Raw genomic sequence first — 25190 nt, forward strand, 5'->3', positions numbered from 1 at the left:
GCCGGGCGCCGTATCCGTATCGGCCCTGCAGGGAAGTTTCGCCGCAACTTGCGGTTATTCTCGTTTAAGCGAGGGAGGCGGCTCCCGGGAATTTGCCGCCGGCCATCGCATTTTGAGGGCGCTTTAGCCCATGAAGGAGACAGGCATGAACCAAGAGGTCATGAATCTTTTCAATCCGCAGGTGCCTGCACAGAATTTCGATTCCATTCGGATTTCGATCGCGTCTCCGGAGAAGATCCTCTCCTGGTCCTACGGTGAGATCAAGAAGCCGGAAACCATCAACTACCGTACGTTCAAGCCGGAACGCGACGGTCTGTTCTGCGCGCGCATCTTCGGGCCGATCAAGGACTACGAATGCCTGTGCGGCAAGTACAAGCGCATGAAGTACAAGGGCATCATCTGCGAAAAGTGCGGGGTCGAAGTGACGCTGTCGCGCGTTCGCCGTGAGCGCATGGGCCATATCGAGCTCGCCGCTCCCGTTGCCCACATCTGGTTCCTGAAGTCGCTGCCGTCGCGCATCTCGACGCTGCTCGACATGACGCTGAAGGATGTCGAGCGCGTCCTCTATTTCGAAAACTATATCGTCACCGAGCCGGGCCTGACGGCCCTGAAGGAGCATCAGCTCCTCTCGGAAGAAGAGTACATGCTCGCCGTTGACGAATACGGCGAAGACCAGTTCACCGCGATGATCGGCGCTGAGGCGATCTACGAGATGCTGGCCTCGATGAATCTCGAAAAGATCGCCGGCGACCTGCGCTCCGAGCTTGCCGACACCACGTCGGATCTCAAGCAGAAGAAGCTGATGAAGCGCCTGAAGATCGTCGAGAACTTCATGGAGTCGGGCAATCGTCCGGAATGGATGATCATGAAGGTCGTTCCGGTCATTCCGCCGGATCTGCGTCCGCTGGTTCCGCTCGACGGCGGCCGTTTCGCGACGTCGGACCTGAACGATCTCTACCGCCGCGTCATCAACCGTAACAACCGTCTGAAGCGCCTCATCGAGCTTCGTGCGCCCGGCATCATCATCCGCAACGAAAAGCGCATGCTGCAGGAATCGGTTGACGCGCTGTTCGACAACGGCCGCCGCGGCCGCGTCATCACCGGCGCCAACAAGCGTCCGCTGAAGTCGCTCTCCGACATGCTGAAGGGCAAGCAGGGCCGCTTCCGCCAGAACCTGCTCGGCAAGCGCGTCGACTATTCCGGCCGTTCGGTCATCGTCACCGGTCCGGAACTGAAGCTGCACCAGTGCGGCCTGCCGAAGAAGATGGCGCTCGAGCTCTTCAAGCCGTTCATCTATGCCCGCCTCGACGCCAAGGGTTACTCCTCGACCGTCAAGCAGGCCAAGAAGCTGGTCGAAAAGGAAAAGCCTGAGGTCTGGGATATCCTCGACGAGGTCATCCGCGAGCATCCGGTTCTTCTGAACCGCGCGCCGACGCTGCACCGCCTGGGCATCCAGGCCTTCGAACCCACCCTGGTCGAAGGCAAGGCGATCCAGCTGCACCCGCTCGTCTGCACGGCCTTCAACGCCGACTTCGACGGCGACCAGATGGCCGTTCACGTGCCGCTGTCGCTCGAAGCCCAGCTCGAAGCCCGCGTGCTGATGATGTCGACCAACAACATCCTGCATCCGGCCAACGGCGCGCCGATCATCGTTCCCTCGCAGGACATGGTTCTCGGCCTCTATTACCTGTCGATCCTGAACCAGAACGAGCCGGGCGAAGGCATGGCCTTCTCCGATCTCGGCGAGCTGCATCACGCCCTCGAAACCAAGGTCGTGACGCTGCACACCAAGATCCGCGGCCGCTTTAAGTCGGTCGACGAGGATGGCAAGCCCTACTCGAAGATCTATGAGACGACGCCTGGCCGTCTGCTCATCGGCGAACTGCTGCCGAAGAACGGCAAGGTGCCTTTCGACATCTGCAACCAGGAAATGACCAAGAAGAACATCTCCAAGATGATCGACACGGTCTACCGCCACTGCGGCCAGAAGGACACGGTCATCTTCTGCGACCGCATCATGCAGCTCGGCTTCTCCCATGCCTGCCGCGCCGGCATTTCGTTCGGCAAGGACGACATGGTCATTCCGGATGCCAAGGCCAAGATCGTTGCCGACACCGAAAGCCTGGTGAAGGAATACGAGCAGCAGTACAATGACGGCCTGATCACCCAGGGCGAAAAGTACAACAAGGTTGTCGACGCCTGGGGCAAGGCCACCGAAAAGGTCGCCGAAGAGATGATGGCCCGCATCAAGGCGGTCGAATTCGACGAGAACACCGGCCGTCAGAAGCCGATGAACTCGATCTACATGATGAGCCATTCCGGCGCCCGCGGTTCTCCGAACCAGATGCGTCAGTTGGGCGGCATGCGCGGCCTGATGGCCAAGCCGTCGGGTGAAATCATCGAGACGCCGATCATCTCGAACTTCAAGGAAGGCCTGACCGTCAACGAGTACTTCAACTCGACCCACGGCGCCCGCAAGGGTCTGGCAGACACCGCCTTGAAGACCGCCAACTCCGGTTACCTGACTCGCCGTCTCGTCGACGTCGCGCAGGATTGCATCGTCACGCACGTCGATTGCGGCACCGAAACCGGCCTCACCATGACCGCCATCGTCGATGCCGGCCAGGTCGTCGCCTCGCTCGGCGTCCGCATCCTCGGCCGCACGGCACTTGATGACATCGATCATCCGATCACGGGTGAGCGCCTCGTCGATGCCGGCAAGATGATCCTCGAGCCCGACGTCATCGAAATCGAGAAGGCCGGTATCCAGTCGATCCGCATCCGCTCGGCACTGACCTGCGAAATCCAGACGGGCGTCTGCGCAGTCTGCTACGGCCGCGACCTGGCCCGTGGTACGCCTGTCAACATGGGTGAAGCCGTCGGCGTTATCGCTGCTCAGTCGATCGGTGAGCCGGGCACCCAGCTCACCATGCGTACCTTCCACCTTGGCGGTACGGCAACCGTGGTCGACCAGTCGTTCCTGGAAGCCTCGTACGAAGGTACGGTGCAGATCAAGAACCGCAACATCCTGCGCAACTCCGATGGTAACCTCGTTGCCATGGGCCGCAACATGACCGTCCAGATCTTGGACGAGCGTGGCGTCGAGCGGTCTTCGCAGCGTGTGGCCTACGGTTCGAAGTTGCATGTCGACGAAGGCGACAAGGTCAAGCGCGGCCAGCGTCTGGCGGAGTGGGATCCTTACACCCGTCCGATGATGACCGAAGTGGCTGGTACCGTTCAGTTCGAAGACCTGGTCGATGGTCTCTCGGTTCTGGAAGCCACCGACGAATCCACCGGCATCACCAAGCGTCAGGTCATCGACTGGCGTTCGACCCCGCGCGGTTCGGACCTCAAGCCGGCGATCGTCATCAAGGATGCCAGCGGCAACATCATGAAGCTGTCGCGTGGTGGTGACGCCCGCTTCATGCTCTCGGTCGACGCCATCCTGTCGGTCGAGCCGGGCACCAAGGTCTCCCAGGGTGACGTTCTTGCGCGTTCGCCGCTGGAAAGCGCCAAGACCAAGGACATCACCGGCGGTCTGCCGCGTGTTGCCGAGCTCTTCGAAGCCCGCCGTCCGAAGGACCATGCCATCATCGCAGAGATCGATGGTACGATCCGCCTCGGCCGCGACTACAAGAACAAGCGCCGCGTCATCATCGAGCCGGCGGAAGACGGTGTCGAGCCTGTCGAATACCTGATCCCGAAGGGCAAGCCCTTCCACCTTCAGGAAGGCGACTATATCGAAAAGGGTGACTACATCCTCGACGGTAACCCGGCTCCGCACGACATCCTGGCAATCAAGGGCGTGGAGGCTCTGGCCTCCTACCTCGTCAACGAGATCCAGGAAGTTTACCGCTTGCAGGGCGTTGTCATCAACGACAAGCACATCGAGGTGATCGTCCGTCAGATGCTGCAGAAGGTGGAGATCACCGATGCAGGCGACTCGACCTATATCGTCGGCGACAATGTCGACCGGATCGAGCTCGAAGACGTCAACGATCACCTGATCGAGCAGGGCAAGAAGCCCGCCTACGGCGATCCGGTTCTTCTCGGCATCACCAAGGCGTCGCTGCAGACCCCGTCCTTCATCTCGGCCGCATCCTTCCAGGAAACGACCAAGGTGCTGACGGAAGCCGCGATCGCCGGCAAGACCGACGGCCTGCAGGGTCTGAAGGAAAACGTCATCGTCGGCCGCCTCATCCCGGCCGGCACCGGCGGCACCATGACCCAGATCCGCCGTATCGCCACCTCGCGCGACGAGCTGATCCTCGAAGAGCGCCGCAAGGGCACGGGTGCTGCCGTTGCCACGCCGATGCTGCAGGACATGGCCGAAAAGGCTCCGGCTGCGGAATAATCCGCGGCCGTTGCCCACCACATGGTGGCATACGAATTGAAAAACCGCCCGGAGCGATCCGGGCGGTTTTTCGTTTTTTGGTCTGGATTGGCCAGTCTTGGGGCCAGTCTGGGGGAGGGCGCTGCTCCCGCTTATGCTGCCTTTGGGCGACCCCGCAGCGTCAGCGGTGGCTCCCTTCAGTTGAAGCGGATGATCGCGACCTCGCCATCGACGGCGCCCTGGTAGGCGGAGGCGTGCGGCTCTTCGGCGGGCACTTCGGTCAGCATGCCGATCTGGTCGAGATCGGCCTCGATGAAGCCTTCCTCGGCAAGGGCGTTCAAGGCCTCGCGTACCGCGGTATCGTCGTCGGGTGCCTTCAGCATGATGTGCAGGTCGATGCCGTCGCTGTCGTCGGACTCGTAGCCTTTGCCGATGATGATGAAGATCATCGGCCCGTCGAAATTATTGTCGTTATCAGGTGTCGTAATCATCGCCTGTCCTTCGGCTCTTTGACGATTCGGTCGCTCGAATCCTGCTGTGAGGGCCGCACGCCGCAATTGCTGATTCCTTAACTGCTTTTGCCGCGATGCCCAAGTTTTTATCTTGGTGCACGGCCGTGATTTCGTCTAGAAGGATGAAATCAGGGCGTTAGGCCCGCAGATCAAGGCGATACGGCGAGTTTATTTCTTAACCGGCCTTGACGAGAGGGGTGGAAACCAGTAGTACCCCGGCCATCAGATCCCATGTGAGGCTTGGCTGTTCGGGGCGACGCGCCCTGAAGTTCACCTCAAACAAGGTTCTAAACGCACGTTGAAGTCATGATGCTGCACGCACGACGCATATTTTATGCGTCCTCTGCTCCTTGTGGTCCATCTGCGGAAGCGGATTGGGCCATATTTTGCGCATTGACGGAAAGCGTGCGTCACTGCCGGAGACGGCGCGAGTTCAAGCCCGCAAGGGTACTGAGATAAAACGTAAGGGATGGTTGAATGCCTACCGTAAACCAGCTGATCCGCAAGCCTCGCCAGGCGAACGTAAAGCGTAACAAGGTTCCCGCACTCCAGGAGAACCCGCAGAAGCGCGGCGTTTGCACGCGCGTCTATACGACGACGCCGAAGAAGCCGAACTCGGCTCTGCGTAAGGTCGCAAAGATCCGCCTGACCAACGGCTTCGAAGTCATTGGTTACATCCCCGGCGAAGGTCACAACCTTCAGGAACACTCTGTCGTCATGATCCGTGGCGGCCGCGTCAAGGACCTTCCGGGTGTCCGTTATCACATCATCCGCGGCGTTCTCGATACCCAGGGTGTCAAGAACCGCAAGCAGCGCCGCTCCAAGTACGGTGCGAAGCGTCCGAAGTAATTCGGTTTTGAATAATCCGGCGCTGCGCGAGGTCCTCCGCGTGATGAAGCGCCTTAACGGTTGAAGAGACGAAAAGTATGTCCAGACGTCATAAAGCAGAAAAGCGCGAGATCAATCCGGACCCGAAGTTCGGCGATCTGGTCGTCACCAAGTTCATGAATGCCATCATGCTCGACGGCAAGAAGTCCGTTGCTGAAAACATTGTCTATGGCGCGTTCGACGTCGTCCAGGGCAAGTCCAAGCAGGAGCCGCTCACGGTATTCCATTCTGCGCTCGACAACATTGCCCCGCACGTTGAAGTCCGCTCGCGCCGCGTTGGCGGTGCGACCTATCAGGTGCCGGTCGATGTTCGTCCGGAGCGCCGCCAGGCTCTCGCCATTCGCTGGCTGATTGCTGCCGCCCGCAAGCGCAATGAAACCACCATGATCGATCGCCTGTCCGGTGAACTGCTCGATGCGTCCAACAACCGCGGCTCCGCCGTCAAGAAGCGCGAAGACACGCACAAGATGGCTGACGCCAACCGTGCATTCTCGCACTATCGCTGGTAATTCCGAACGGTATCGAAAGGCAGTCCACAATGGCTCGCGAATATAAAATCGAAGACTACCGCAATTTCGGTATCATGGCGCATATCGACGCCGGCAAGACCACGACCACCGAGCGTATTCTTTATTACACCGGCAAGTCGCACAAGATCGGCGAAGTCCATGACGGCGCAGCCACCATGGACTGGATGGAGCAGGAGCAGGAGCGTGGCATCACGATCACCTCTGCTGCCACCACGACCTTCTGGAAGGGCCGTGACGGCAAGATGCGCCGCTTCAACATCATCGACACCCCCGGCCACGTCGACTTCACCATCGAAGTCGAGCGTTCGCTGCGCGTTCTCGACGGCGCCATCGCGCTGCTCGACGCCAACGCCGGCGTTGAGCCGCAGACGGAAACCGTCTGGCGCCAGGCCGAGAAGTACAATGTCCCGCGGATGATCTTCTGCAACAAGATGGACAAGACCGGCGCCGACTTCTACCGCTCGGTCGAGATGATCAAGACCCGTCTCGGCGCAACGGCTGTCGTCATGCAGCTGCCGATCGGTGCCGAAACCGAATTCAAGGGTGTCATCGACCTGATCGAGATGAACGCTCTCATCTGGCGCGACGAGTCGCTCGGCGCCCAGTGGGATGTCGTCGAGATCCCCGAGGACATGAAGGCCAAGGCTGAAGAATATCGCGAAAAGCTGATCGAAACGGTCGTCGACATCGACGAAGCTGCGATGGAAGCCTATCTCGAAGGCATTCTGCCCGATAACGATCAGATCCGTGCGCTCGTTCGCCGCGGCACGATCGACGTCAAGTTCCACCCGATGTTCTGCGGCACCGCCTTCAAGAACAAGGGCGTGCAGCCGCTGCTCGACGCCGTCGTCGACTACCTGCCGTCGCCGATGGACATCCCGGCGATCAAGGGCATCGACTTCAAGACGGAAGCTGACATCGAGCGTCATGCCGATGACAACGAGCCGCTCTCCATGCTCGCCTTCAAGATCATGAACGACCCCTTCGTCGGTTCGCTGACCTTCGCCCGCATCTACTCCGGCAAGCTCGAAAAGGGCGCGTCGGTCATGAACACGGTCAAGGACAAGCGCGAGCGTGTCGGCCGCATGCTGCAGATGCACTCCAACTCGCGTGAAGACATCGAAGAAGCCTTCGCAGGCGACATCGTCGCTCTCGCCGGCCTCAAGGAAACCACGACGGGTGATACGCTCTGCGATCCGCTGAAGCCGGTTATCCTCGAGCGCATGGAATTCCCTGAGCCGGTCATCCAGATCGCCATCGAGCCGAAGACCAAGGGTGACCAGGAAAAGATGGGCCTCGCGCTCAACCGCCTGGCTGCCGAAGATCCGTCCTTCCGCGTCAAGACCGACCAGGAATCCGGCCAGACCATCATCGCCGGCATGGGCGAACTGCATCTCGACATCATCGTCGACCGCATGCGTCGGGAATTCAAGGTCGAAGCAACCGTCGGCGCGCCGCAGGTTGCCTACCGCGAAACCATCACGCGCCAGCACGAAGAAGACTACACGCACAAGAAGCAGTCCGGTGGTACCGGTCAGTTCGCGCGCGTCAAGATCGTCTTCGAACCGAACCCGGAAGGCGACGAATTCAAGTTCGAATCGAAGATCGTCGGCGGTTCCGTTCCGAAGGAATACATCCCCGGCGTCCAGAAGGGCATCGAAAGCGTCCTGTCTTCGGGTCCGCTCGCTGGCTTCCCGATGCTCGGCGTCAAGGCGACCCTCATTGACGGCGCCTTCCACGACGTCGACTCCTCGGTTCTCGCCTTCGAAATCGCATCGCGTGCCTGCTTCCGTGAAGCAGCCAAGAAGGCCGGCGCTCAGCTGCTCGAGCCGATGATGAAGGTCGAAGTCGTGACCCCGGAAGATTATGTCGGCGATGTCATCGGCGACCTGAACTCCCGTCGCGGTCAGATCCAGGGCCAGGAAAGCCGTGGTATCGCCGTCGTCATCAACGCGAACGTCCCGCTCGCGAACATGTTCAAGTACGTCGACAACCTGCGCTCCATGTCTCAGGGCCGCGCTCAGTACACGATGACCTTCGATCACTATTCGCCGGTCCCGTCGAATGTCGCAACAGAAATCCAGGCAAAGTATTCCGGTCAGAAGTGACCGGAATACCAATTGACCGATAACAAGAATTAGATCCCCTCGGGGACTAGCAAAACGGAGAGCCGAAAATGGCAAAGAGTAAGTTTGAGCGCAACAAGCCGCACGTCAACATCGGCACGATCGGCCACGTTGACCACGGCAAGACGTCTCTGACGGCAGCGATCACGAAGTACTTCGGTGAGTTCAAGGCGTACGACCAGATCGACGCTGCTCCGGAAGAAAAGGCCCGTGGCATCACCATTTCGACGGCGCACGTCGAATATGAGACGCCGGCCCGCCACTACGCGCACGTCGACTGCCCCGGCCACGCCGACTACGTCAAGAACATGATCACCGGTGCTGCCCAGATGGACGGCGCGATCCTGGTGTGCTCGGCCGCTGACGGCCCGATGCCGCAGACGCGCGAACACATCCTGCTGGCCCGCCAGGTCGGCGTTCCGGCGATCGTGGTGTTCCTGAACAAGGTCGACCAGGTTGACGACGCCGAGCTTCTCGAACTGGTCGAGCTCGAAGTTCGTGAACTGCTGTCGTCCTACGACTTCCCGGGCGACGATATCCCGGTTGTCAAGGGTTCGGCGCTGGCCGCTCTCGAAGATAGCGACAAGAAGATCGGCGAAGACGCGATCCGCGAGCTGATGGCTGCTGTTGACGCCTACATCCCGACGCCTGAGCGTCCGATCGACCAGCCGTTCCTGATGCCGATCGAAGACGTGTTCTCGATCTCGGGCCGCGGCACGGTTGTGACCGGCCGCGTCGAGCGTGGCATCGTCAAGGTTGGCGAAGAAGTCGAGATCGTCGGCATCCGCGCGACCTCGAAGACGACGGTGACCGGCGTTGAAATGTTCCGCAAGCTGCTCGATCAGGGCCAGGCTGGCGACAACATCGGCGCACTGGTTCGCGGTGTGAACCGTGACGGCGTCGAGCGTGGCCAGATCCTGTGCAAGCCGGGCTCTGTCAAGCCGCACAAGAAGTTCATGGCAGAAGCCTACATCCTGACGAAGGAAGAGGGTGGCCGTCATACGCCGTTCTTCACCAACTACCGTCCGCAGTTCTACTTCCGCACGACGGACGTGACCGGCATCGTCACGCTGCCCGAGGGCACGGAGATGGTCATGCCGGGCGACAACGTCACGGTTGCCGTCGAGCTGATCGTTCCGATCGCGATGGAAGAAAAGCTGCGCTTCGCCATCCGCGAAGGCGGCCGCACCGTCGGCGCCGGCATCGTCGCTTCGATCGTCGAGTAATTAGCGGCTGGGCCACCAGGCCCAAGGAAAGGATAGGGACGCCGATCTCGGTGTCCCTCTCGATCTTTGAAACCGGTGGCCCGCTAACGTAACTGAAGGTAAGTCGTGTCCCTGAATGGTGACACGCGGATAACAGACACAAGGATAAAGTCGAATGAACGGCCAGAATATCCGCATCCGCCTGAAGGCGTTCGATCACCGGATTCTCGATGCCTCCACGCGCGAGATCGTATCGACGGCTAAGCGCACCGGTGCAAGCGTCCGGGGCCCCGTTCCGCTTCCGACCCGCATCGAGAAGTTTACGGTCAACCGGTCCCCGCACATCGACAAGAAGAGCCGTGAACAGTTCGAGATGCGCACGCACAAGCGCCTTCTCGATATCGTTGACCCGACCCCGCAGACGGTAGACGCGCTGATGAAGCTCGATCTCGCCGCCGGTGTCGATGTTGAGATCAAGCTCTGAGACCTCGGGTCTTCGGGCTGAGTGAGAAGGATTGAACCGATGCGTTCAGGTGTGATTGCACAGAAGGTGGGAATGACCCGCGTCTATAACGACGCCGGTGAGCATGTCCCGGTAACGGTACTGCGTATGGACGGCTGCCAGGTCGTTGCCACGCGCACTGTCGAAAAGAATGGCTATACCGCAGTTCAGCTCGGTGCCGGCCAGGCGAAGGTGAAGAACACCTCCAAGGCGATGCGCGGCAACTTTGCCGTTGCCAACGTCGAGCCGAAGGCCAAGGTCGCTGAATTCCGCGTGTCGGAAGACCAGCTGCTGGAAATCGGCACGGAGATCAAGGCAGGTCACTTCGCCGCCGGTCAGCTCGTCGACGTGACGGGCACGACGATCGGTAAGGGTTTTGCCGGCGCCATGAAGCGCCACGGTTTCGGCGGTCTTCGCGCCACGCACGGTGTGTCGGTTTCGCACCGCTCGCACGGTTCGACCGGCTCGCGCCAGGATCCGGGCAAGGTTTTCAAGAACAAGAAGATGGCTGGTCACATGGGCCAGACGCGCGTCACGACGCAGAACCTGGAAGTGGTTTCGACCGACGAAGATCGTGGTCTGATCCTGATCAAGGGTGCTGTTCCCGGTTCCAAGGGTGCCTGGATCATCGTGCGCGACGCCGTCAAGTCGGCCGCGAAGTAAGGGAGCCAGATCAATGGAATTCAACGTCAAGACCCTCGAGGGAAAAGACGCCGGGAAGGTTTCCCTTTCGGACGCGATTTTCGGCCTCGAGCCCCGCGAAGACATTCTCGCCCGCGTCATCCGCTGGCAGCTTGCCAAGAAGCAGCAGGGCACCCACAAGGCAAAGGGCCGCGCTGAAGTTTCGCGCACCGGCGCCAAGATGTACAAGCAGAAGGGTACGGGCCGCGCCCGCCACCATTCGGCTCGCGCTCCGCAGTTCCGCGGCGGCGGCAAGGCCCACGGCCCGGTCGTCCGCAGCCACGAGCATGACCTTCCGAAGAAGGTTCGTGCACTCGGCCTGCGCCACGCTCTTTCGGCCAAGATCAAGGCCGATGACGTCATCGTCATCGACAACCTGGTTGCCGCTGAAGCCAAGACCAAGGCTCTCGCGTCTGTATTCGAGACGCTCGGCCTGACCAACGCCCTCTTCATCGGCGGCGCAGAACTTGACGGCAACTTCAAGCTCGCAGCTCAGAACATCCCGAACATCGATGTTCTGCCGATCCAGGGCATCAACGTTTATGACATCGTGCGCCGCGGCAAGCTCGTGCTTTCCAAGGCTGCGGTTGAAGCGCTAGAGGAGCGATTCAAGTGACCGATCTTCGCCACTACGATGTGATCGTCTCTCCGGCGATCACCGAAAAGTCCACGCTGGTATCCGAAAACAACCAGGTTGTTTTCAATGTCGCCAAGCAGGCGACGAAGCCGGAAATCAAGGCTGCTGTCGAGGCGCTGTTCGGCGTCAAGGTTACGGCCGTCAACACTCTGCTGCGCAAGGGCAAGACCAAGCGGTTCCGCGGTTTCGTCGGCAAGCAGAAGGACGTGAAGAAGGCTGTTGTGACCCTGGCTGAAGGCCAGACGATCGACGTCTCCACCGGTCTCTGAGGTATAAGAAAATGGCATTGAAAACATTCAATCCGATCACCCCGAGCCAGCGCCAGCTGGTCATCGTCGACCGTTCGGCCCTCTACAAGGGCAAGCCGGTCAAGGCGCTGACGGAAGGCCTGACCAAGAGCGGCGGTCGTAACAACCTCGGTCGCATCACCGCCCGCTTCATCGGCGGCGGTCACAAGCGTACCTATCGTCTGATCGACTTCAAGCGTCGCAAGTTCGACGTCGAAGGCACGGTCGAGCGTATCGAATACGACCCGAACCGCACGGCTTTCATCGCGCTGGTGGTCTATGCTGACGGCGAGAAGGCCTATATCCTCGCTCCTCAGCGTCTCGCTGCGGGTGACAAGGTCATCGCTTCCGAGAAGGCTGTCGACGTCAAGCCCGGCAACACCATGCCGCTGCAGTTCATCCCGGTCGGCTCCATTATCCACAACGTGGAAATGAAGCCGGGCAAGGGCGGTCAGATCGCTCGCTCCGCCGGTGGCTACGCACAGCTCGTCGGCCGCGACCAGGGCATGGCGATCCTTCGCCTGAACTCCGGTGAACAGCGTCTCGTTCATGGCTCCTGCCTTGCTTCGATCGGCGCCGTCTCCAACCCTGACCACGCCAACATCAACGACGGCAAGGCCGGTCGTACCGTTTGGCGCGGCAAGCGTCCGCATAACCGCGGTGTCGTCATGAACCCGGTCGACCATCCGCACGGCGGTGGTGAAGGCCGCACCTCCGGTGGTCGCCATCCGGTGACACCGTGGGGCAAGCCGACCAAGGGCAAGCGCACCCGGTCGAACAAGTCGACCGACAAGATGATCATGCGCTCGCGTCATCAGCGTAAGAAGTAAGAGAGGAAGTCTCCAATGGCTCGTTCAGTATGGAAAGGTCCGTTCGTTGACGGCTATCTTCTCAAGAAGGCTGAGAAGGTTCGTGAAGGCGGACGTGCAGAAGTGATCAAGATCTGGAGCCGTCGCTCCACGATCCTGCCGCAGTTCGTCGGTCTTACCTTCGGCGTCTACAACGGCAGCAAGCATATCCCGGTCAGCGTCAATGAAGACATGGTCGGCCACAAATTCGGTGAATTCTCTCCGACCCGCACCTACTACGGTCACGGCGCGGACAAGAAGGCGAAGAGGAAGTAATAATGGGCAAGGCAAAAGCCGAACGCCGGCTGAAGGACAACGAGGCGCAAGCAGTCGCCCGCACGCTCCGTGTCAGCCCTCAGAAGCTCAATCTGGTTGCTGCGGCCATCCGCGGCAAGAAGGTCGAGCGCGCACTCGCTGAGCTGGAGTTCTCCCGCAAGCGTATCGCAGGTGCCGTCAAGAAGACGCTCGAATCCGCGATCGCCAACGCCGAGAACAACCACGATCTCGACGTCGACGCTCTCGTCGTCGCCGAAGCCTATGTCGGCAAGTCGATCGTCATGAAGCGTTTCCACGCTCGTGGTCGCGGTCGTGCGTCGCGCATCGAGAAGCCTTTCGCGCACCTGACGATCGTCGTTCGTGAAGTGCAGGCAGTAGAGGAGGCCGCATAATGGGTCAGAAAATCAATCCAATCGGTTTCCGCCTCGGCATCAACCGTACCTGGGATAGCCGCTGGTTCGCGGACAATGCCGAGTACGGTCAGCTGCTGCACGAAGACCTGAAGATGCGCAAGTTCGTCATGAGCGAACTGAAGCAGGCAGGGATCTCCAAGGTGGTTATCGAGCGTCCGCACAAGAAGTGCCGCGTCACGATCCACTCGGCACGTCCGGGTCTGATCATCGGCCGCAAGGGCGCCGATATCGACAAGCTCCGCAAGAAGCTGTCTGATATGACCAACTCGGAAACGCACCTCAACATCGTCGAAGTGCGCAAGCCCGAAGTCGATGCGACGCTGGTCGCTCAGTCGATCGCCCAGCAGCTCGAGCGCCGCGTGGCTTTCCGCCGCGCCATGAAGCGCGCCGTTCAGTCCGCGATGCGTCTTGGCGCCGAAGGCATCAAGATCACCTGCGCCGGCCGTCTCGGTGGCGCTGAAATCGCCCGTACGGAATGGTACCGCGAAGGTCGTGTGCCGCTGCACACGCTGCGCGCCGACATCGACTACGGCACGGCTGAAGCAGAAACCGCGTTCGGCATCTGCGGCATCAAGGTCTGGATCTTCAAGGGCGAAATCCTTGAGCATGATCCGATGGCTTCCGAGCGCCGTGCGATGGAAGGTGACGCCCAGGGTCCGGCAAGCCGTGATCGTGACCGCGACAGAGACCGTCGCCGCGACAACGCTTGATAGCGCGCGTGGCAGAGAAGTTCGGAGAATAAGAAAATGTTGCAGCCAAAGCGTACCAAGTACCGCAAGCAATTCAAGGGCCGCATCAAGGGCGTCGCCAAGGGCGGTTCTGACCTGGCATTCGGCGAATTCGGCCTGAAGGCACAGGAACCCAACCGCGTCAACGCGCGCGAGATCGAAGCGGCCCGCCGCGCGATCACGCGTTATATGAAGCGCGCCGGCCGTGTATGGATCCGCGTGTTCCCGGACGTTCCGGTAACCGCAAAGCCGACCGAAGTCCGCATGGGTAAGGGTAAGGGCTCCGTTGAATACTGGGCATGCAAGGTCAAGCCCGGCCGTATGATGTTCGAGATCGACGGTGTCAGCGAAGAAATCGCCCGTGAGGCGCTTCGTCTCGGCTCTGCCAAGCTCTCGGTCAAGACGCGCTTCGTTCAGCGCATTGCAGAGTAAGGGATTGAGCTCATGAAAGCCTCAGATGTTCGCGGGTTCACCGCCGACCAACTCAAGGACGAGCTTGCCAAGCTGAAGAAGGAGCAGTTCAACCTGCGCTTCCAGAAGGCGACCGGCCAGCTCGAAAAGTCCTCGCGCATCAACGAAGTCCGCAAGGACATCGCCCGCGTGAAAACCATTGCCCGCCAGAAGGCGGCAGAAGTTAAGGCCTAAAGGAAGAAAAATATGCCGAAGCGCATCCTGCAGGGCGTCGTCGTTGGCGACAAGAACGAGAAGACGGTAGTGGTTCGCGTCGAGCGTCGTTTCGCTCACCCGCTGCTCCAGAAGACCGTTCGTCGTTCCAAGAAGTACAAGGCCCACGACGAGAACAACCAGTACAAGATTGGCGATACCGTATCCATCGAGGAATGCGCGCCGATCTCCAAGGACAAGCGCTGGACGGTAATTTCCGCCCAGGGTCAGTAAACAGAATTTCGTGCGAGGCCTTGCGTCTCGCCGAAATATCTGTATGAAGCAGCGTCAGAACGCTCGAATGCCGGGCGTTCTTTTGCTTTGAGCGCACGGAAGGTCCTTCGGGAAACCACCCTGGCACGATCGATCCCGCGCTATTCAGCTATTGCCGCGTCTGTGCTGCCGTTACGGCGGTTCGGCCGGCGAAAATTTTCATAAGCCGGAGTAGGGGGCTAGCCCAACCATTCCGGTAAACCAAGAAGGCGACCTGATATGATTCAGATGCAAACAAACCTCGACGTCGCGGATAATTCCGGCGCACGTCGTGTCATGTGCATCAAGGTGCTGGGCGGCTCGAAGCGCAAGTATGCCTCGATCGGCGACGTCATCGTCGTTTCGATCAAGGAAGCGATCCCGCGCGGCCGTGTGAAGAAGGGTGACGTGATGAAGGCGGTTGTCGTTCGCACCGCCAAGGACATCCGTCGTCCGGATGGCTCTGTCATCCGCTTCGACACCAACGCAGCAGTCCTCATCGACAACAAGAAAGAGCCGATCGGCACCCGTATCTTCGGACCGGTTCCGCGCGAACTTCGCGCCAAGAACCACATGAAGATCATCTCGCTGGCTCCCGAAGTACTGTAAGGAGCGGAAGCGATGCAGAAGATTCGTAAGGGCGACAAGGTCGTCATGCTCGCTGGCAAGGACAAGGGCCGTACCGGCGAAGTTGTCCAGGTCATGCCGAAGGAAGATCGTGCCGTTGTTCGTGGCGTCAACGTCGTCAAGCGCCACCAGCGCCAGACGCAGACCCAGGAAGCCGGCATCATCAACAAGGAAGCCCCGGTTCACCTGTCCAACGTTGCAATCATCGACAAGGACGGCAAGCCGACCCGCGTCGGTTTCAAGGTTGTTGACGGCAAGAAGGTCCGTGTGGCCAAGCGTTCTGGAGAAGTGATCGATGGCTGAGGCAAAATACGAGCCGCGGCTCAAGAAGGAATATGTCGAGCGCATCCGCAAGGCGATGCAGGAGCAGTTCTCCTACGCCAACGAGATGATGATCCCGAAGCTCGACAAGATCGTGATCAACATGGGTGTCGGCGAAGCGACCGCTGACTCGAAGAAGCCGACGGTAGCTGCCGCCGACCTCGCAGCGATCGCCGGCCAGAAGCCGGTCATCACCCGCGCGCGCAACTCCATCGCAGGCTTCAAGGTCCGCGAACAGATGCCGATCGGCGCGAAGGTTACCCTGCGCGGCGCCCGCATGTACGAGTTCCTGGATCGCCTGGTCAACATCGCGCTTCCGCGCGTTCGCGACTTCCGCGGCCTGAACCCGAAAAGCTTTGACGGCCGTGGCAACTTCGCCATGGGCATCAAGGAGCACATTGTGTTCCCTGAGATCAACTACGACAAGGTTGATCAGATGTGGGGCATGGACATCATCGTTTGCACGACGGCGACGACCGACGACGAAGCACGGGCTCTTCTGAAAGAGTTCAGCTTCCCGTTCCGTCAATAACCGTAACGACGAGCGTAGAAAAGGAACCTGACATGGCGAAGACAAGCGCAGTTGAAAAGAACAAGCGCCGCCGTACTACGGTCGCCAACCAGGCCGCTAAGCGGGCTGCGTTGAAGGCGATCATCATGAACCAGGCTCTTCCGATCGAAGAGCGGTTCAAGGCCTCGATCAAGCTGGCATCCCTGCCGCGTGATGGATCGAAGACCCGTATTCGCAACCGTTGCGAAGTTTCGGGGCGTCCGCGCGCATATTACCGCAAACTGCGCATGTCGCGTATTGCGCTGCGTGAACTGGGCAATCTCGGCAAGGTGCCGGGCATCGTCAAGTCGAGCTGGTAAGGAGCAGGTTACATGACAATGACTGATCCGTTGGGCGATATGCTCACCCGTATCCGTAACGGCGCTTCCCGCCGCAAGTCGTCGGTTTCGACACCTGCGTCCAAGCTCCGTGCACGTGTTCTCGATGTCCTGCAGTCCGAAGGCTACATCCGTGGCTATTCCGTTGTCGATTTCGGCAATGGCAAGTCGGAACTCAGCATCGAGCTGAAATATTATGAAGGCGCATCGGTGATCCGTGAGATCGGCCGCGTGTCCAAGCCGGGCCGCCGGGTTTATGTCTCGGTCAAGTCCATTCCGCAGGTCGCGAACGGCCTCGGCATCACCATCCTTTCGACTCCGAAGGGCGTGATGGCCGATCACCAGGCTCGCGAACAGAACGTTGGCGGCGAGGTTCTTTGCTCGGTCTTCTAAGATCGGGCAGAGATCTCCATAGCGAACAGACAGGATTGAAACATGTCTCGTATCGGTAAGAAGCCCGTTCAGGTGCCTGCTGGGATCACGGCTACGGTCGATGGCCAGAAGGTCACTGCAAAGGGCCCGAAGGGCGAACTGTTTTTCGTTGCTAACGACGAAATCAGCCTCAAGCTCGAAAACAACGCGGTCGTCGTGACGCCCGTGAACCAGACCAAGGATGCACGTTCGAAGTGGGGCATGTCCCGCACGATGATCGAAGGCATCTTCAAGGGCGTCAAGGACGGCTTCGAGCGCAAGCTTGAAATCAACGGCGTCGGTTACCGCGCCTCCCTGCAGGGCAAGAACCTGCAGCTGGCCCTCGGCTTCAGCCACGACGTGATCTATGAGCCGCCGGTCGGCATCACGATCGCCGTTCCGAAGCCGACTGAAATTGTTGTCTCCGGCATCAATAAGCAGCAGGTCGGTCAGGTCGCCGCCGAAATCCGCGAATATCGCGGTCCTGAGCCTTACAAGGGCAAGGGCGTCAAGTACGCTGACGAGCGGATCGTCCGCAAAGAAGGCAAGAAGAAGTAAGGATCACGCGAAATGGCTAGCAGGAAAGAAGCACTTGCACGTCGTGCCAACCGCGTGCGCCGTCATCTCAAGTCGGTGGCCAATGGCCGTCCGCGCCTGTCGGTTCATCGCTCCTCGAAGAACATCTACGCTCAGGTTATCGACGATGTTGCCGGCAAGACGCTTGCCGCTGCATCGACCCTCGACAAGGATCTGCGCGGTTCTCTGAAGACCGGTGCCGACACCGCAGCAGCTGCCCTCGTCGGCAAGCTCGTTGCAGAGCGCGCTTCGAAGGCTGGAGTCACCGAGGTCGTGTTCGACCGTGGCGCCTTCATCTATCACGGCCGCATCAAGGCTCTCGCCGATGCAGCCCGCGAAGGCGGTCTCACCTTCTGATCAGTTTCCGGCCGGACGCTTTTGGCGCCGGCCGGATTTTCGCCGGACCGCAGGCACTCTCCGAAAGGGGAGGCTGACGCGGTCCACATTTATTTGCCGATTGCACCCGGAAAAGAAAAAGGAAGAGGACAATGGCACAGGAAAGAAGGCCGCAGCGGGAAGACCGCCAGAGCCGTGAAGAGCGCGATAGCGAATTCGTCGACAAGCTGGTCGCGATCAACCGCGTCGCCAAGGTCGTCAAGGGCGGCCGTCGTTTCGGTTTCGCAGCACTCGTCGTCGTCGGCGACCAGAAGGGCCGCGTCGGCTTCGGCCATGGCAAGGCACGCGAAGTGCCGGAAGCCATCCGCAAGGCAACCGAAGCCGCCAAGCGCGAACTGATCTTCGTACCGCTGCGTGACGGCCGTACGCTGCATCACGACGTTCATGGCCGCCACGGCGCCGGCAAGGTTCTGCTGCGCTCGGCCAAGGTCGGTACCGGCATCATCGCCGGCGGTCCGATGCGCGCCGTATTCGAAACGCTCGGCATGCACGACGTCGTCGCCAAGTCGACTGGTTCGTCGAACCCCTACAACATGGTTCGCGCCACTTTCGACGCTCTGAAGCACCAGGTTCACCCGAAGGACATCGCAGCTCAGCGCGGCATCAAGTATGCAACGCTGCAGGCTCGTCGTAGCGCCTCCGGCAACGCCTCTGAAGAATAAGAGGAGTTTGACAGATGGCCAAGGCTACCAAGAAGGCTGAAGCGAAGACTGTCACGATCGAACAGATCGGCAGCCCGATTCGCCGTCCGGATGTTCAGCAGCGCACGCTGATCGGTCTCGGACTGAACAAGATGCACCGTCGCCGCACGCTGGAGGATACTCCTTCGGTTCGCGGCATGATCCGTGCTGTCCAGCATCTCGTTCGCGTCGTCGACGAGAAGTGAGACGGAGGAAACGCTCATGAAACTCAATGAAATTAAAGACAACGAAGGCTCGACCCACAGCCGCAAGCGCCTCGGCCGCGGTATCGGCTCGGGTTCCGGCAAGACGGCTGGCCGCGGTGTGAAGGGTCAGAAGTCCCGTTCGGGCGTCGCCATCAACGGCTTCGAAGGCGGCCAGATGCCGATCTATCGTCGCCTGCCGAAGCGTGGCTTCAACAACATTTTCGCTTCCGATTTTGTTGTTGTGTCGCTCGCTCGCATCCAGACGGCGATCGACGCCGGCAAACTCGATGCCAAGGCGACCGTTGACGCAGCTGCCCTCAAGGCTGCCGGCGTCATCCGCCGCACCAAGGACGGCGTTCGCGTTCTCGCCGACGGCGAGCTGAAGGCCAAGATCACCATCGTCGTTGCAGGCGCCTCCAAGCCTGCCGTCGAGAAGATCGAAAAGGCCGGCGGCACCGTGACGCTGCTTTCGGCTCCTGTTGCAGCCGAATAATAATCTGATGATATATCGCCCGGGGTGCTTCACACCGGGCGATTTTGCTCCCATATGTGGGCCTCACAAAATGTTGGCTGGCGCGCCCGCGTCATGCCGGTAAGACTAAAACAAGGGTGAGGCATGGGGTTGCGCTGCAATCCGTACTGAACCCGGTTTTGAATAATTTTCATACTGATTCCGGGCCGGCCTATCCCCCAGAGACGCCGGAATTGGTAGCGCGGAGAAACGCATGGCTTCTGCAGCGGAACAATTGGCATCCAACCTCAATTTTTCGACCTTTGCCAAAGCCGAGGATTTGAAGAAGCGCCTGTGGTTCACACTGGCAGCTCTCCTCGTATACAGGCTCGGCACTCATATTCCGCTTCCGGGCCTCAATCCCGAAGCCTATGCCCAGGCTTTCCGCGGCCAGTCAGGCGGCATTCTCGGCCTTTTCAACATGTTTTCGGGCGGCGCTGTGCAGCGTATGGCGATCTTCGCGCTCGGCATCATGCCTTATATCTCTGCTTCGATCATCGTGCAGCTCATGACATCGGTCGTGCCGGCGCTCGAAAACCTCAAGAAGGAGGGCGAGCAGGGCCGTAAGATCATCAACCAGTATACCCGCTACGGCACGGTCATTCTCGGTGCGCTTCAGGCCTACGGCATCGCCGCCGGCCTCGAGAGCGGCCAGGGCCTGGTCGTCGATCCGGGCTGGTTCTTCCGTGTTTCCACCGTCCTGACGCTGCTCGGCGGCACGATGTTCCTGATGTGGCTCGGCGAGCAGATCACCTCACGCGGCATCGGCAACGGCATCTCGCTGATCATCTTCGCCGGCATCGCCGCCGGTCTTCCGACAGCTCTTGCGGGCACGCTCGAACTCGGCCGCACCGGCGCGCTGTCGACCCCGCTCATCCTGCTGGTCATCCTTGTCGCGATCCTGGTCATCGCCGTCATCGTCTTCGTCGAGCGTGCGCAGCGTCGGCTGCTGATCCAGTATCCGAAGCGCCAGGTCGGCAACCGGATGTTCCAGGGCGATACCTCACACCTGCCGCTGAAGCTCAATACTTCGGGCGTCATCCCGGCGATCTTCGCCTCGTCGCTGCTGCTGTTGCCGGCAACGGTCGCAGGCTTCGCCAGCACCACGGCAATGCCTTCCTGGGCAACATCGATCGTCGCGGCGCTGGGCCATGGCCAGCCGCTCTACATGGTGCTCTATGCAGCGCTGATCGCCTTCTTTGCTTTCTTCTATACGGCCATAGTCTTCAATCCGAAGGACACGGCCGACAATCTGAAGAAGCATGGCGGCTTCATTCCCGGCATCCGCCCGGGCGAGCGCACCGCCGAATATATCGACTACGTGCTGACCCGAATCACGGTGATCGGCGCAATCTATCTCGTCTTCGTCTGCATTCTCCCGGAGATCCTGGTGTCGCAAACCGGCATTCCATTATCCCTTGGTGGGACTTCGCTTTTGATCGTGGTTAGCGTAACTCTTGATACGGTTGCACAGATCCAGGGTCACCTGATCGCGCAGCAATACGAAGGCCTGATCAAGAAATCGAAGTTGCGTGGAGGAAAGAGGGGGCGATGAGACTTATCCTTTTAGGGCCGCCGGGCGCGGGTAAGGGAACCCAGGCCCAGCGGATCGTGGAAAAGCACGGCATTCCGCAGCTTTCCACGGGGGACATGCTGCGCGCAGCGGTGAATGCCGGCACGGATGTCGGCAAGCGCGCCAAGGCGGTGATGGACGCCGGCAAACTCGTCTCGGACGAGATCGTTATCGCCATCGTCTCCGAGCGAATCGATCAACCCGATTGCGCCAACGGCTTCATTCTCGACGGTTTCCCGAGGACGCTCGTCCAGGCTGATGCCACCGAAGCGATGCTGAGGGCAAAGGGTCTCGGCCTTTCCGTCGTCATCGAATTCCGTGTCGACGATGACGAACTGGTCCGTCGCGTCGCCGGTCGCTATTCCTGCGCACAGTGCGGCAGCGTCTATCACGATACCGATAAGATTCCGGCTGCCGAAGGCGTGTGCGACAAGTGCGGTTCGACGCACTTCAAGCGCCGTCCCGACGACAATCCGGAGACCATGACCGCTCGGCTGCAGGTCTACTACAAGGAAACCTCGCCGCTGATCGGCTACTACCATGCCAAGGGCAAACTCAGGTCCGTGGACGGCATGGCAGAGATCGATCAGGTGACGGCCGAGGTCGAAAGCATTCTTTCCAAGCTTTAAGGCTTTGAAAATAAACTTGGCGGAACGGTTGCTTTTCAGCAGTGATTCCGCTAAACACCGCGCCAACTCGCGACATTCCATGCGATCGGCGCGGATTTCCCAGGGAAGTCCGGGTGCGGTCGTTTTGACATGTTGCGGACGTAAATCTGAACGAGCGGTTCCAAAGACCGCATAACGAAGCCCACTTGCCGGATGGCAACTGGAATGCAAGGAGAACAGGCGTGGCACGTATCGCTGGCGTCAACATCCCGACTGCAAAGCGCGTTGTTATCGCGCTGACCTACATTCACGGGATCGGTCCGAAATTCGCACAGGAAATCGTCGAGAAGGTCGGTATCCCGGCTGAACGTCGTGTGCATCAGCTGACGGACGCCGAAGTCCTTCAGATCCGCGAAGCCATCGACCGCGACTATCAGGTCGAAGGCGATCTTCGTCGCGATACCGCGATGAACATCAAGCGCCTGATGGATCTCGGCTGCTACCGCGGCCTGCGTCATCGCCGCGGCCTTCCGGTCCGTGGTCAGCGCACGCATACCAATGCCCGCACCCGCAAGGGCCCGGCAAAGGCAATCGCTGGTAAGAAGAAGTAATTTCCGGGAAACCGGGGTGGGGAGGCTGGCGGTCTGCGCCGGCCTCTTTTGAGTTTGGAGCGGGACCATATAGGCGCCGTTCCGGTGTAGCCGCTGGCATTACGGCGGTGAAGAGATCAACGAAAGGAATACCATGGCTAAGGAAGCCGTCCGCGTTCGCCGTCGTGAGCGCAAGAACATCTCGTCGGGTGTCGCCCACGTCAACTCGACCTTCAACAACACGATGATCACCATCACCGATGCCCAGGGCAACGCGATCGCTTGGTCGTCGGCTGGCGCCAAGGGCTTCAAGGGCTCGCGCAAGTCGACCCCGTTCGCTGCCCAGATCGCTGCCGAAGACTGCGCCAAGAAGGCTCAGGAGCACGGGATGAAGTCGCTTGAGGTCGAAGTCTGCGGTCCGGGTTCGGGTCGTGAATCGGCTCTGCGCGCGCTCCAGGCTGCAGGTTTCATGATCACGTCCATCCGCGACGTGACCCCGATCCCGCACAATGGCTGCCGTCCGCGCAAGAAGCGCCGCGTCTGATCATCGCTCTCGTCACTGGTGAGCGCCTTGGCGCTCCCGGTGGTTTTCAAGCTCGGTTGCCACGATTGGATGGTGGCAACGAACGGAAGGCAAACTCATGATTCAGAAGAACTGGCAGGAACTGATCAAGCCGAACAAGGTGGAGTTCTCCTCGAGCTCGCGCACCAGGGCGACGCTTGTTGCCGAACCGCTGGAGCGCGGCTTCGGCCTCACCCTCGGCAATGCGCTTCGCCGCGTTCTGCTCTCCTCGCTGCGCGGCGCTGCCGTCACGGCGGTGCAGATCGATGGCGTGCTGCATGAATTCTCCTCGATTCCGGGCGTCCGCGAAGACGTGACGGACATCGTGCTCAACATCAAGGAAATCGCCATCAAGATGGATGGCGACGATGCAAAGCGCATGGTCGTGCGCAAGCAGGGCCCGGGCGTTGTCACGGCTGGCGACATCCAGACGGTCGGCGATATCGAAATCCTCAACCCCGAGCATGTTATCTGCACGCTCGATGAGGGCGCCGAGATTCGCATGGAGTTCACCGTCAACAACGGCAAGGGCTACGTTCCGGCGGAGCGCAATCGTGCGGAAGATGCTCCGATCGGTCTCATCCCGGTCGACAGCCTTTATTCGCCGGTCAAGAAGGTGTCCTACAAGGTTGAAAATACCCGCGAAGGACAGGTTCTCGACTACGACAAGCTGAACATGACCATCGAAACCGATGGCTCGATCACCGGCGAAGACGCCGTCGCTTTCGCGGCGCGCATCCTCCAGGATCAGCTTGGCGTCTTCGTCAACTTCGACGAGCCGCAGAAGGAAACCGAAGAGGAAGCAGTCACCGAACTCGCTTTCAACCCGGCTCTCCTGAAGAAGGTGGACGAACTCGAACTGTCGGTCCGTTCGGCAAACTGCCTGAAGAACGACAACATCGTCTACATCGGCGACCTCATTCAGAAGACCGAAGCAGAAATGCTCCGCACCCCGAATTTTGGTCGCAAGTCGCTGAACGAAATCAAGGAAGTTCTCGCTTCCATGGGCCTGCACCTCGGCATGGAAGTGCCGGCATGGCCGCCCGAGAACATCGAAGATCTCGCCAAGCGTTACGAAGACCAGTATTAAAAACCAAAAAGGCAGGCTCTTTACGACTGCCTTTCCCCGTCAAACAGCAGGCCGATCGCCTGCATGTGCCAGGAAACGGCAGGCCCACGTAACGTAAGGGCGCCTGCATTAAAGGAGAATAGCAATGCGCCATGGTAAAGCCGGCCGCAAGCTGAATAGAACTGCAAGCCACCGCAAGGCGATGTTCGCCAACATGGCGGCTTCGCTGATTACCCACGAGCAGATCGTCACGACCCTGCCGAAGGCCAAGGAAATTCGTCCGATCGTCGAGAAGCTCGTCACGCTCGGCAAGCGCGGCGACCTGCATGCTCGCCGTCAGGCGATCTCGCAGATCCGCGATGCCGCTGTCGTCTCGAAGCTGTTCGACACGATCGCAACGCGTTACGCCACCCGCAACGGCGGCTATCTGCGCATCATGAAGGCAGGCTTCCGCCAGGGCGACAATGCCGCCATGGCCGTCGTCGAATTCGTTGACCGCGACACCTTCGCCAAGGGCGCAGCCGACAAGGCCCGCGTCGCCGCCGAAGAGCAGGCCGTCGCCGCTTAATCTTCCGCTCCGTCGGAAACCAAACAGCCGGGCTCACAAAGCCCGGCTGTTTTTGTTTGTGCGTGGGACGTGGACGAACGTGGAAGCTGCGACGACAGGCAGCATCTCGCCGGGTAATTCGATATCTCCGCCCCAACACTCCAGCGGTTGATCTCTGCAGGACAGATTCCATTGCACGAAATCATTCAGCCTCGCTCTCAAGCGCAGCTCCTTCGCCTCGCAGCCCTGCTTGTGGTGATCGTCCTCGGACTGGCGCTCAGGCGTTTCGGCTATGCGGCCGATTTGCCCTTCATCGTCGTCAAATATGGCGGTTCGGCGCTGTGGGGCGCGATGGTCTATCTGCTCGTGGCGCTCTTTGTCGCAAGGTCACGGCCGGCAATCATTGCCGCCATGGCGCTGTTCATTGCGATCTCGGTGGAGTTGTTCCGGCTCTATCACACGCCCTGGCTCGACGCATTTCGACTGACGACCGCAGGCGCACTGCTGATCGGCCGGATATTTTCGCTCTGGAACATTCTGGCTTATGCGATCGGGATCGCAGCGGCCTGCGCCTGCGATCCCGCCCGTCGGGCGGCGGTTGGTCCTCGCCGGTAGTCTAAAGCATGTCGCGCAAAAGTGTGCAGCGGTTTTCCCAGGCAAAGTGCGAAGCGCTTTTGCCCCAACGACATGCGTAGAAACAAAGACTTAAAGCGCGAGGAGCGAATCTGAAAGATCGCGACGCGC

General features: G+C 60.1%; 34 protein-coding genes. 33 read left to right on the plus strand and 1 reads right to left on the minus strand.

Going from position 1 to position 25190, the window contains the following annotated elements; genetic code table 11:
• Positions 1-145 precede the first annotated feature (145 nt).
• The gene (gene rpoC / locus BBJ66_RS24580; RefSeq protein WP_049734096.1) at positions 146-4354 is read left to right on the plus strand and encodes a DNA-directed RNA polymerase subunit beta'; all 4209 of its coding nucleotides are present in this window, start codon (positions 146-148) and stop codon (positions 4352-4354) included.
• Between the two features lie 176 nt (positions 4355-4530).
• Here the strand turns inward: rpoC and BBJ66_RS24585 are convergent, their stop codons facing one another.
• Positions 4531-4824: a hypothetical protein gene (locus BBJ66_RS24585; protein ID WP_049734097.1), complete on the minus strand. Its 294-nt coding sequence runs from the start codon at positions 4822-4824 to the stop codon at positions 4531-4533.
• Between the two features lie 498 nt (positions 4825-5322).
• Between BBJ66_RS24585 and rpsL the strand changes: the two genes are divergently transcribed.
• The 32 genes from rpsL to BBJ66_RS24745 all read left to right on the plus strand — a co-directional run bounded on the left by rpsL (position 5323) and on the right by BBJ66_RS24745 (position 25061).
• The gene (rpsL, locus tag BBJ66_RS24590; protein WP_003547537.1) at positions 5323-5694 is read left to right on the plus strand and encodes a 30S ribosomal protein S12; all 372 of its coding nucleotides are present in this window, start codon (positions 5323-5325) and stop codon (positions 5692-5694) included.
• Positions 5695-5771: 77 nt separating this feature from the next.
• Entirely contained in the window at positions 5772-6242 is a 471-nt protein-coding gene (gene rpsG / locus BBJ66_RS24595; RefSeq protein ID WP_003573807.1) for a 30S ribosomal protein S7, read from the plus strand.
• Positions 6243-6271: 29 nt separating this feature from the next.
• Complete coding sequence (gene fusA, locus BBJ66_RS24600) at positions 6272-8371, plus strand: elongation factor G (RefSeq protein ID WP_049734098.1); 2100 nt, start codon at positions 6272-6274, stop codon at positions 8369-8371.
• A gap of 68 nt (positions 8372-8439) precedes the next feature.
• A complete protein-coding gene (tuf, locus tag BBJ66_RS24605) occupies positions 8440-9615 on the plus strand; it encodes an elongation factor Tu (protein ID WP_003573803.1) in 1176 nt (391 codons plus the stop codon).
• A 154-nt stretch (positions 9616-9769) separates the two neighbouring features.
• Positions 9770-10078, plus strand: a complete 309-nt coding sequence (gene rpsJ / locus BBJ66_RS24610) for a 30S ribosomal protein S10 (RefSeq protein WP_003547547.1) — start codon at positions 9770-9772, stop codon at positions 10076-10078.
• A 39-nt stretch (positions 10079-10117) separates the two neighbouring features.
• On the plus strand, positions 10118-10759 hold the full coding sequence (gene rplC, locus BBJ66_RS24615) for a 50S ribosomal protein L3 (RefSeq protein ID WP_003587198.1): 642 nt from the start codon (positions 10118-10120) through the stop codon (positions 10757-10759).
• A gap of 13 nt (positions 10760-10772) precedes the next feature.
• Complete coding sequence (rplD, locus tag BBJ66_RS24620) at positions 10773-11393, plus strand: 50S ribosomal protein L4 (protein WP_003578669.1); 621 nt, start codon at positions 10773-10775, stop codon at positions 11391-11393.
• Positions 11390-11683 carry a 50S ribosomal protein L23 gene (locus tag BBJ66_RS24625; RefSeq protein ID WP_003547550.1) on the plus strand — a complete coding sequence of 98 codons (294 nt, stop codon included), beginning with the start codon at positions 11390-11392 and terminating at the stop codon, positions 11681-11683. The genes rplD and BBJ66_RS24625 overlap by 4 nt, the downstream gene beginning before the upstream one ends.
• Before the next feature lie 11 nt (positions 11684-11694).
• Entirely contained in the window at positions 11695-12531 is an 837-nt protein-coding gene (gene rplB / locus BBJ66_RS24630; RefSeq protein ID WP_049734099.1) for a 50S ribosomal protein L2, read from the plus strand.
• Positions 12532-12546: 15 nt separating this feature from the next.
• On the plus strand, positions 12547-12825 hold the full coding sequence (gene rpsS / locus BBJ66_RS24635; protein ID WP_003573797.1) for a 30S ribosomal protein S19: 279 nt from the start codon (positions 12547-12549) through the stop codon (positions 12823-12825).
• Positions 12826-12827: 2 nt separating this feature from the next.
• Positions 12828-13217 carry a 50S ribosomal protein L22 gene (gene rplV, locus BBJ66_RS24640; protein WP_003573794.1) on the plus strand — a complete coding sequence of 130 codons (390 nt, stop codon included), beginning with the start codon at positions 12828-12830 and terminating at the stop codon, positions 13215-13217.
• Complete coding sequence (gene rpsC, locus BBJ66_RS24645; protein WP_003587196.1) at positions 13217-13948, plus strand: 30S ribosomal protein S3; 732 nt, start codon at positions 13217-13219, stop codon at positions 13946-13948. Before rplV ends, rpsC begins: the two co-directional genes overlap by 1 nt.
• A 36-nt stretch (positions 13949-13984) precedes the next feature.
• Positions 13985-14398, plus strand: a complete 414-nt coding sequence (gene rplP / locus BBJ66_RS24650) for a 50S ribosomal protein L16 (RefSeq protein ID WP_003573792.1) — start codon at positions 13985-13987, stop codon at positions 14396-14398.
• Positions 14399-14410: 12 nt separating this feature from the next.
• Entirely contained in the window at positions 14411-14611 is a 201-nt protein-coding gene (gene rpmC / locus BBJ66_RS24655; protein ID WP_003547556.1) for a 50S ribosomal protein L29, read from the plus strand.
• A gap of 12 nt (positions 14612-14623) precedes the next feature.
• On the plus strand, positions 14624-14863 hold the full coding sequence (gene rpsQ, locus BBJ66_RS24660) for a 30S ribosomal protein S17 (RefSeq protein ID WP_003573791.1): 240 nt from the start codon (positions 14624-14626) through the stop codon (positions 14861-14863).
• 258 nt (positions 14864-15121) lie between these two features.
• On the plus strand, positions 15122-15490 hold the full coding sequence (gene rplN, locus BBJ66_RS24665; protein WP_003573790.1) for a 50S ribosomal protein L14: 369 nt from the start codon (positions 15122-15124) through the stop codon (positions 15488-15490).
• Positions 15491-15502: 12 nt separating this feature from the next.
• Positions 15503-15811, plus strand: coding sequence for a 50S ribosomal protein L24 (gene rplX / locus BBJ66_RS24670; RefSeq protein WP_003547559.1), 309 nt, complete (start codon positions 15503-15505; stop codon positions 15809-15811).
• Positions 15804-16361, plus strand: coding sequence for a 50S ribosomal protein L5 (gene rplE, locus BBJ66_RS24675; protein WP_003573788.1), 558 nt, complete (start codon positions 15804-15806; stop codon positions 16359-16361). The genes rplX and rplE overlap by 8 nt, the downstream gene beginning before the upstream one ends.
• Before the next feature lie 32 nt (positions 16362-16393).
• A complete protein-coding gene (gene rpsN / locus BBJ66_RS24680; protein ID WP_003573787.1) occupies positions 16394-16699 on the plus strand; it encodes a 30S ribosomal protein S14 in 306 nt (101 codons plus the stop codon).
• Between the two features lie 12 nt (positions 16700-16711).
• A complete protein-coding gene (rpsH, locus tag BBJ66_RS24685; RefSeq protein ID WP_003547562.1) occupies positions 16712-17110 on the plus strand; it encodes a 30S ribosomal protein S8 in 399 nt (132 codons plus the stop codon).
• Positions 17111-17152: 42 nt separating this feature from the next.
• A complete protein-coding gene (gene rplF, locus BBJ66_RS24690) occupies positions 17153-17686 on the plus strand; it encodes a 50S ribosomal protein L6 (protein ID WP_003578670.1) in 534 nt (177 codons plus the stop codon).
• Positions 17687-17698: 12 nt separating this feature from the next.
• Positions 17699-18061 carry a 50S ribosomal protein L18 gene (rplR, locus tag BBJ66_RS24695; protein WP_003573785.1) on the plus strand — a complete coding sequence of 121 codons (363 nt, stop codon included), beginning with the start codon at positions 17699-17701 and terminating at the stop codon, positions 18059-18061.
• 131 nt (positions 18062-18192) lie between these two features.
• Positions 18193-18762 (plus strand): 30S ribosomal protein S5, encoded by a 570-nt coding sequence (gene rpsE, locus BBJ66_RS24700; protein WP_003573784.1) that lies wholly within the window; start codon positions 18193-18195, stop codon positions 18760-18762.
• Positions 18763-18776: 14 nt separating this feature from the next.
• Positions 18777-18986, plus strand: coding sequence for a 50S ribosomal protein L30 (gene rpmD / locus BBJ66_RS24705; RefSeq protein ID WP_003547566.1), 210 nt, complete (start codon positions 18777-18779; stop codon positions 18984-18986).
• Between the two features lie 16 nt (positions 18987-19002).
• Positions 19003-19479, plus strand: a complete 477-nt coding sequence (rplO, locus tag BBJ66_RS24710) for a 50S ribosomal protein L15 (RefSeq protein WP_049734100.1) — start codon at positions 19003-19005, stop codon at positions 19477-19479.
• Between the two features lie 232 nt (positions 19480-19711).
• The gene (gene secY / locus BBJ66_RS24715) at positions 19712-21052 is read left to right on the plus strand and encodes a preprotein translocase subunit SecY (RefSeq protein ID WP_049734101.1); all 1341 of its coding nucleotides are present in this window, start codon (positions 19712-19714) and stop codon (positions 21050-21052) included.
• Positions 21049-21699 (plus strand): adenylate kinase, encoded by a 651-nt coding sequence (locus BBJ66_RS24720; RefSeq protein ID WP_071090521.1) that lies wholly within the window; start codon positions 21049-21051, stop codon positions 21697-21699. Before secY ends, BBJ66_RS24720 begins: the two co-directional genes overlap by 4 nt.
• A 221-nt stretch (positions 21700-21920) precedes the next feature.
• On the plus strand, positions 21921-22289 hold the full coding sequence (gene rpsM / locus BBJ66_RS24725) for a 30S ribosomal protein S13 (RefSeq protein ID WP_003573772.1): 369 nt from the start codon (positions 21921-21923) through the stop codon (positions 22287-22289).
• A 133-nt stretch (positions 22290-22422) separates the two neighbouring features.
• Positions 22423-22812: a 30S ribosomal protein S11 gene (rpsK, locus tag BBJ66_RS24730; protein WP_003547577.1), complete on the plus strand. Its 390-nt coding sequence runs from the start codon at positions 22423-22425 to the stop codon at positions 22810-22812.
• A gap of 97 nt (positions 22813-22909) precedes the next feature.
• The gene (locus tag BBJ66_RS24735) at positions 22910-23920 is read left to right on the plus strand and encodes a DNA-directed RNA polymerase subunit alpha (protein WP_003547579.1); all 1011 of its coding nucleotides are present in this window, start codon (positions 22910-22912) and stop codon (positions 23918-23920) included.
• 124 nt (positions 23921-24044) lie between these two features.
• Complete coding sequence (gene rplQ / locus BBJ66_RS24740) at positions 24045-24467, plus strand: 50S ribosomal protein L17 (protein WP_003573769.1); 423 nt, start codon at positions 24045-24047, stop codon at positions 24465-24467.
• Between the two features lie 171 nt (positions 24468-24638).
• On the plus strand, positions 24639-25061 hold the full coding sequence (locus BBJ66_RS24745) for a ribosomal maturation YjgA family protein (protein WP_049734103.1): 423 nt from the start codon (positions 24639-24641) through the stop codon (positions 25059-25061).
• Positions 25062-25190: the final 129 nt, after the last annotated feature.

The sequence above is a fragment of the Rhizobium sp. RSm-3 genome, from assembly GCF_001854685.1.
In the GTDB taxonomy this organism is placed as follows: Bacteria; Pseudomonadota; Alphaproteobacteria; order Rhizobiales; family Rhizobiaceae; genus Rhizobium; species Rhizobium ecuadorense.

Excerpts from the sequence above, each read along its gene's own strand:
- rplX (WP_003547559.1), top strand. The coding sequence starts at position 15,503 with ATGCAGAAGATTCGTAAGGGCGACAAGGTCGTCATGCTCGCTGGCAAG.
- rpsN (WP_003573787.1), top strand. The coding sequence starts at position 16,394 with ATGGCGAAGACAAGCGCAGTTGAAAAGAACAAGCGCCGCCGTACTACG.
- rplR (WP_003573785.1), top strand. The coding sequence starts at position 17,699 with ATGGCTAGCAGGAAAGAAGCACTTGCACGTCGTGCCAACCGCGTGCGC.
- rpsH (WP_003547562.1), top strand. The coding sequence starts at position 16,712 with ATGACAATGACTGATCCGTTGGGCGATATGCTCACCCGTATCCGTAAC.
- rpsL (WP_003547537.1), top strand. The coding sequence starts at position 5,323 with ATGCCTACCGTAAACCAGCTGATCCGCAAGCCTCGCCAGGCGAACGTA.
- BBJ66_RS24585 (WP_049734097.1), bottom strand. The coding sequence starts at position 4,824 with ATGATTACGACACCTGATAACGACAATAATTTCGACGGGCCGATGATC.
- BBJ66_RS24735 (WP_003547579.1), top strand. The coding sequence starts at position 22,910 with ATGATTCAGAAGAACTGGCAGGAACTGATCAAGCCGAACAAGGTGGAG.
- rplV (WP_003573794.1), top strand. The coding sequence starts at position 12,828 with ATGGGCAAGGCAAAAGCCGAACGCCGGCTGAAGGACAACGAGGCGCAA.
- rpoC (WP_049734096.1), top strand. The coding sequence starts at position 146 with ATGAACCAAGAGGTCATGAATCTTTTCAATCCGCAGGTGCCTGCACAG.
- rplO (WP_049734100.1), top strand. The coding sequence starts at position 19,003 with ATGAAACTCAATGAAATTAAAGACAACGAAGGCTCGACCCACAGCCGC.
- rpsK (WP_003547577.1), top strand. The coding sequence starts at position 22,423 with ATGGCTAAGGAAGCCGTCCGCGTTCGCCGTCGTGAGCGCAAGAACATC.
- BBJ66_RS24720 (WP_071090521.1), top strand. The coding sequence starts at position 21,049 with ATGAGACTTATCCTTTTAGGGCCGCCGGGCGCGGGTAAGGGAACCCAG.
- rpmC (WP_003547556.1), top strand. The coding sequence starts at position 14,411 with ATGAAAGCCTCAGATGTTCGCGGGTTCACCGCCGACCAACTCAAGGAC.
- rplF (WP_003578670.1), top strand. The coding sequence starts at position 17,153 with ATGTCTCGTATCGGTAAGAAGCCCGTTCAGGTGCCTGCTGGGATCACG.
- secY (WP_049734101.1), top strand. The coding sequence starts at position 19,712 with ATGGCTTCTGCAGCGGAACAATTGGCATCCAACCTCAATTTTTCGACC.
- rpsS (WP_003573797.1), top strand. The coding sequence starts at position 12,547 with ATGGCTCGTTCAGTATGGAAAGGTCCGTTCGTTGACGGCTATCTTCTC.
- tuf (WP_003573803.1), top strand. The coding sequence starts at position 8,440 with ATGGCAAAGAGTAAGTTTGAGCGCAACAAGCCGCACGTCAACATCGGC.
- rplD (WP_003578669.1), top strand. The coding sequence starts at position 10,773 with ATGGAATTCAACGTCAAGACCCTCGAGGGAAAAGACGCCGGGAAGGTT.
- rplC (WP_003587198.1), top strand. The coding sequence starts at position 10,118 with ATGCGTTCAGGTGTGATTGCACAGAAGGTGGGAATGACCCGCGTCTAT.
- rpsJ (WP_003547547.1), top strand. The coding sequence starts at position 9,770 with ATGAACGGCCAGAATATCCGCATCCGCCTGAAGGCGTTCGATCACCGG.
- rplB (WP_049734099.1), top strand. The coding sequence starts at position 11,695 with ATGGCATTGAAAACATTCAATCCGATCACCCCGAGCCAGCGCCAGCTG.
- rplP (WP_003573792.1), top strand. The coding sequence starts at position 13,985 with ATGTTGCAGCCAAAGCGTACCAAGTACCGCAAGCAATTCAAGGGCCGC.
- rplQ (WP_003573769.1), top strand. The coding sequence starts at position 24,045 with ATGCGCCATGGTAAAGCCGGCCGCAAGCTGAATAGAACTGCAAGCCAC.
- rpsG (WP_003573807.1), top strand. The coding sequence starts at position 5,772 with ATGTCCAGACGTCATAAAGCAGAAAAGCGCGAGATCAATCCGGACCCG.
- rpsE (WP_003573784.1), top strand. The coding sequence starts at position 18,193 with ATGGCACAGGAAAGAAGGCCGCAGCGGGAAGACCGCCAGAGCCGTGAA.
- rplE (WP_003573788.1), top strand. The coding sequence starts at position 15,804 with ATGGCTGAGGCAAAATACGAGCCGCGGCTCAAGAAGGAATATGTCGAG.
- rpmD (WP_003547566.1), top strand. The coding sequence starts at position 18,777 with ATGGCCAAGGCTACCAAGAAGGCTGAAGCGAAGACTGTCACGATCGAA.
- rplN (WP_003573790.1), top strand. The coding sequence starts at position 15,122 with ATGATTCAGATGCAAACAAACCTCGACGTCGCGGATAATTCCGGCGCA.
- rpsQ (WP_003573791.1), top strand. The coding sequence starts at position 14,624 with ATGCCGAAGCGCATCCTGCAGGGCGTCGTCGTTGGCGACAAGAACGAG.
- fusA (WP_049734098.1), top strand. The coding sequence starts at position 6,272 with ATGGCTCGCGAATATAAAATCGAAGACTACCGCAATTTCGGTATCATG.
- rpsC (WP_003587196.1), top strand. The coding sequence starts at position 13,217 with ATGGGTCAGAAAATCAATCCAATCGGTTTCCGCCTCGGCATCAACCGT.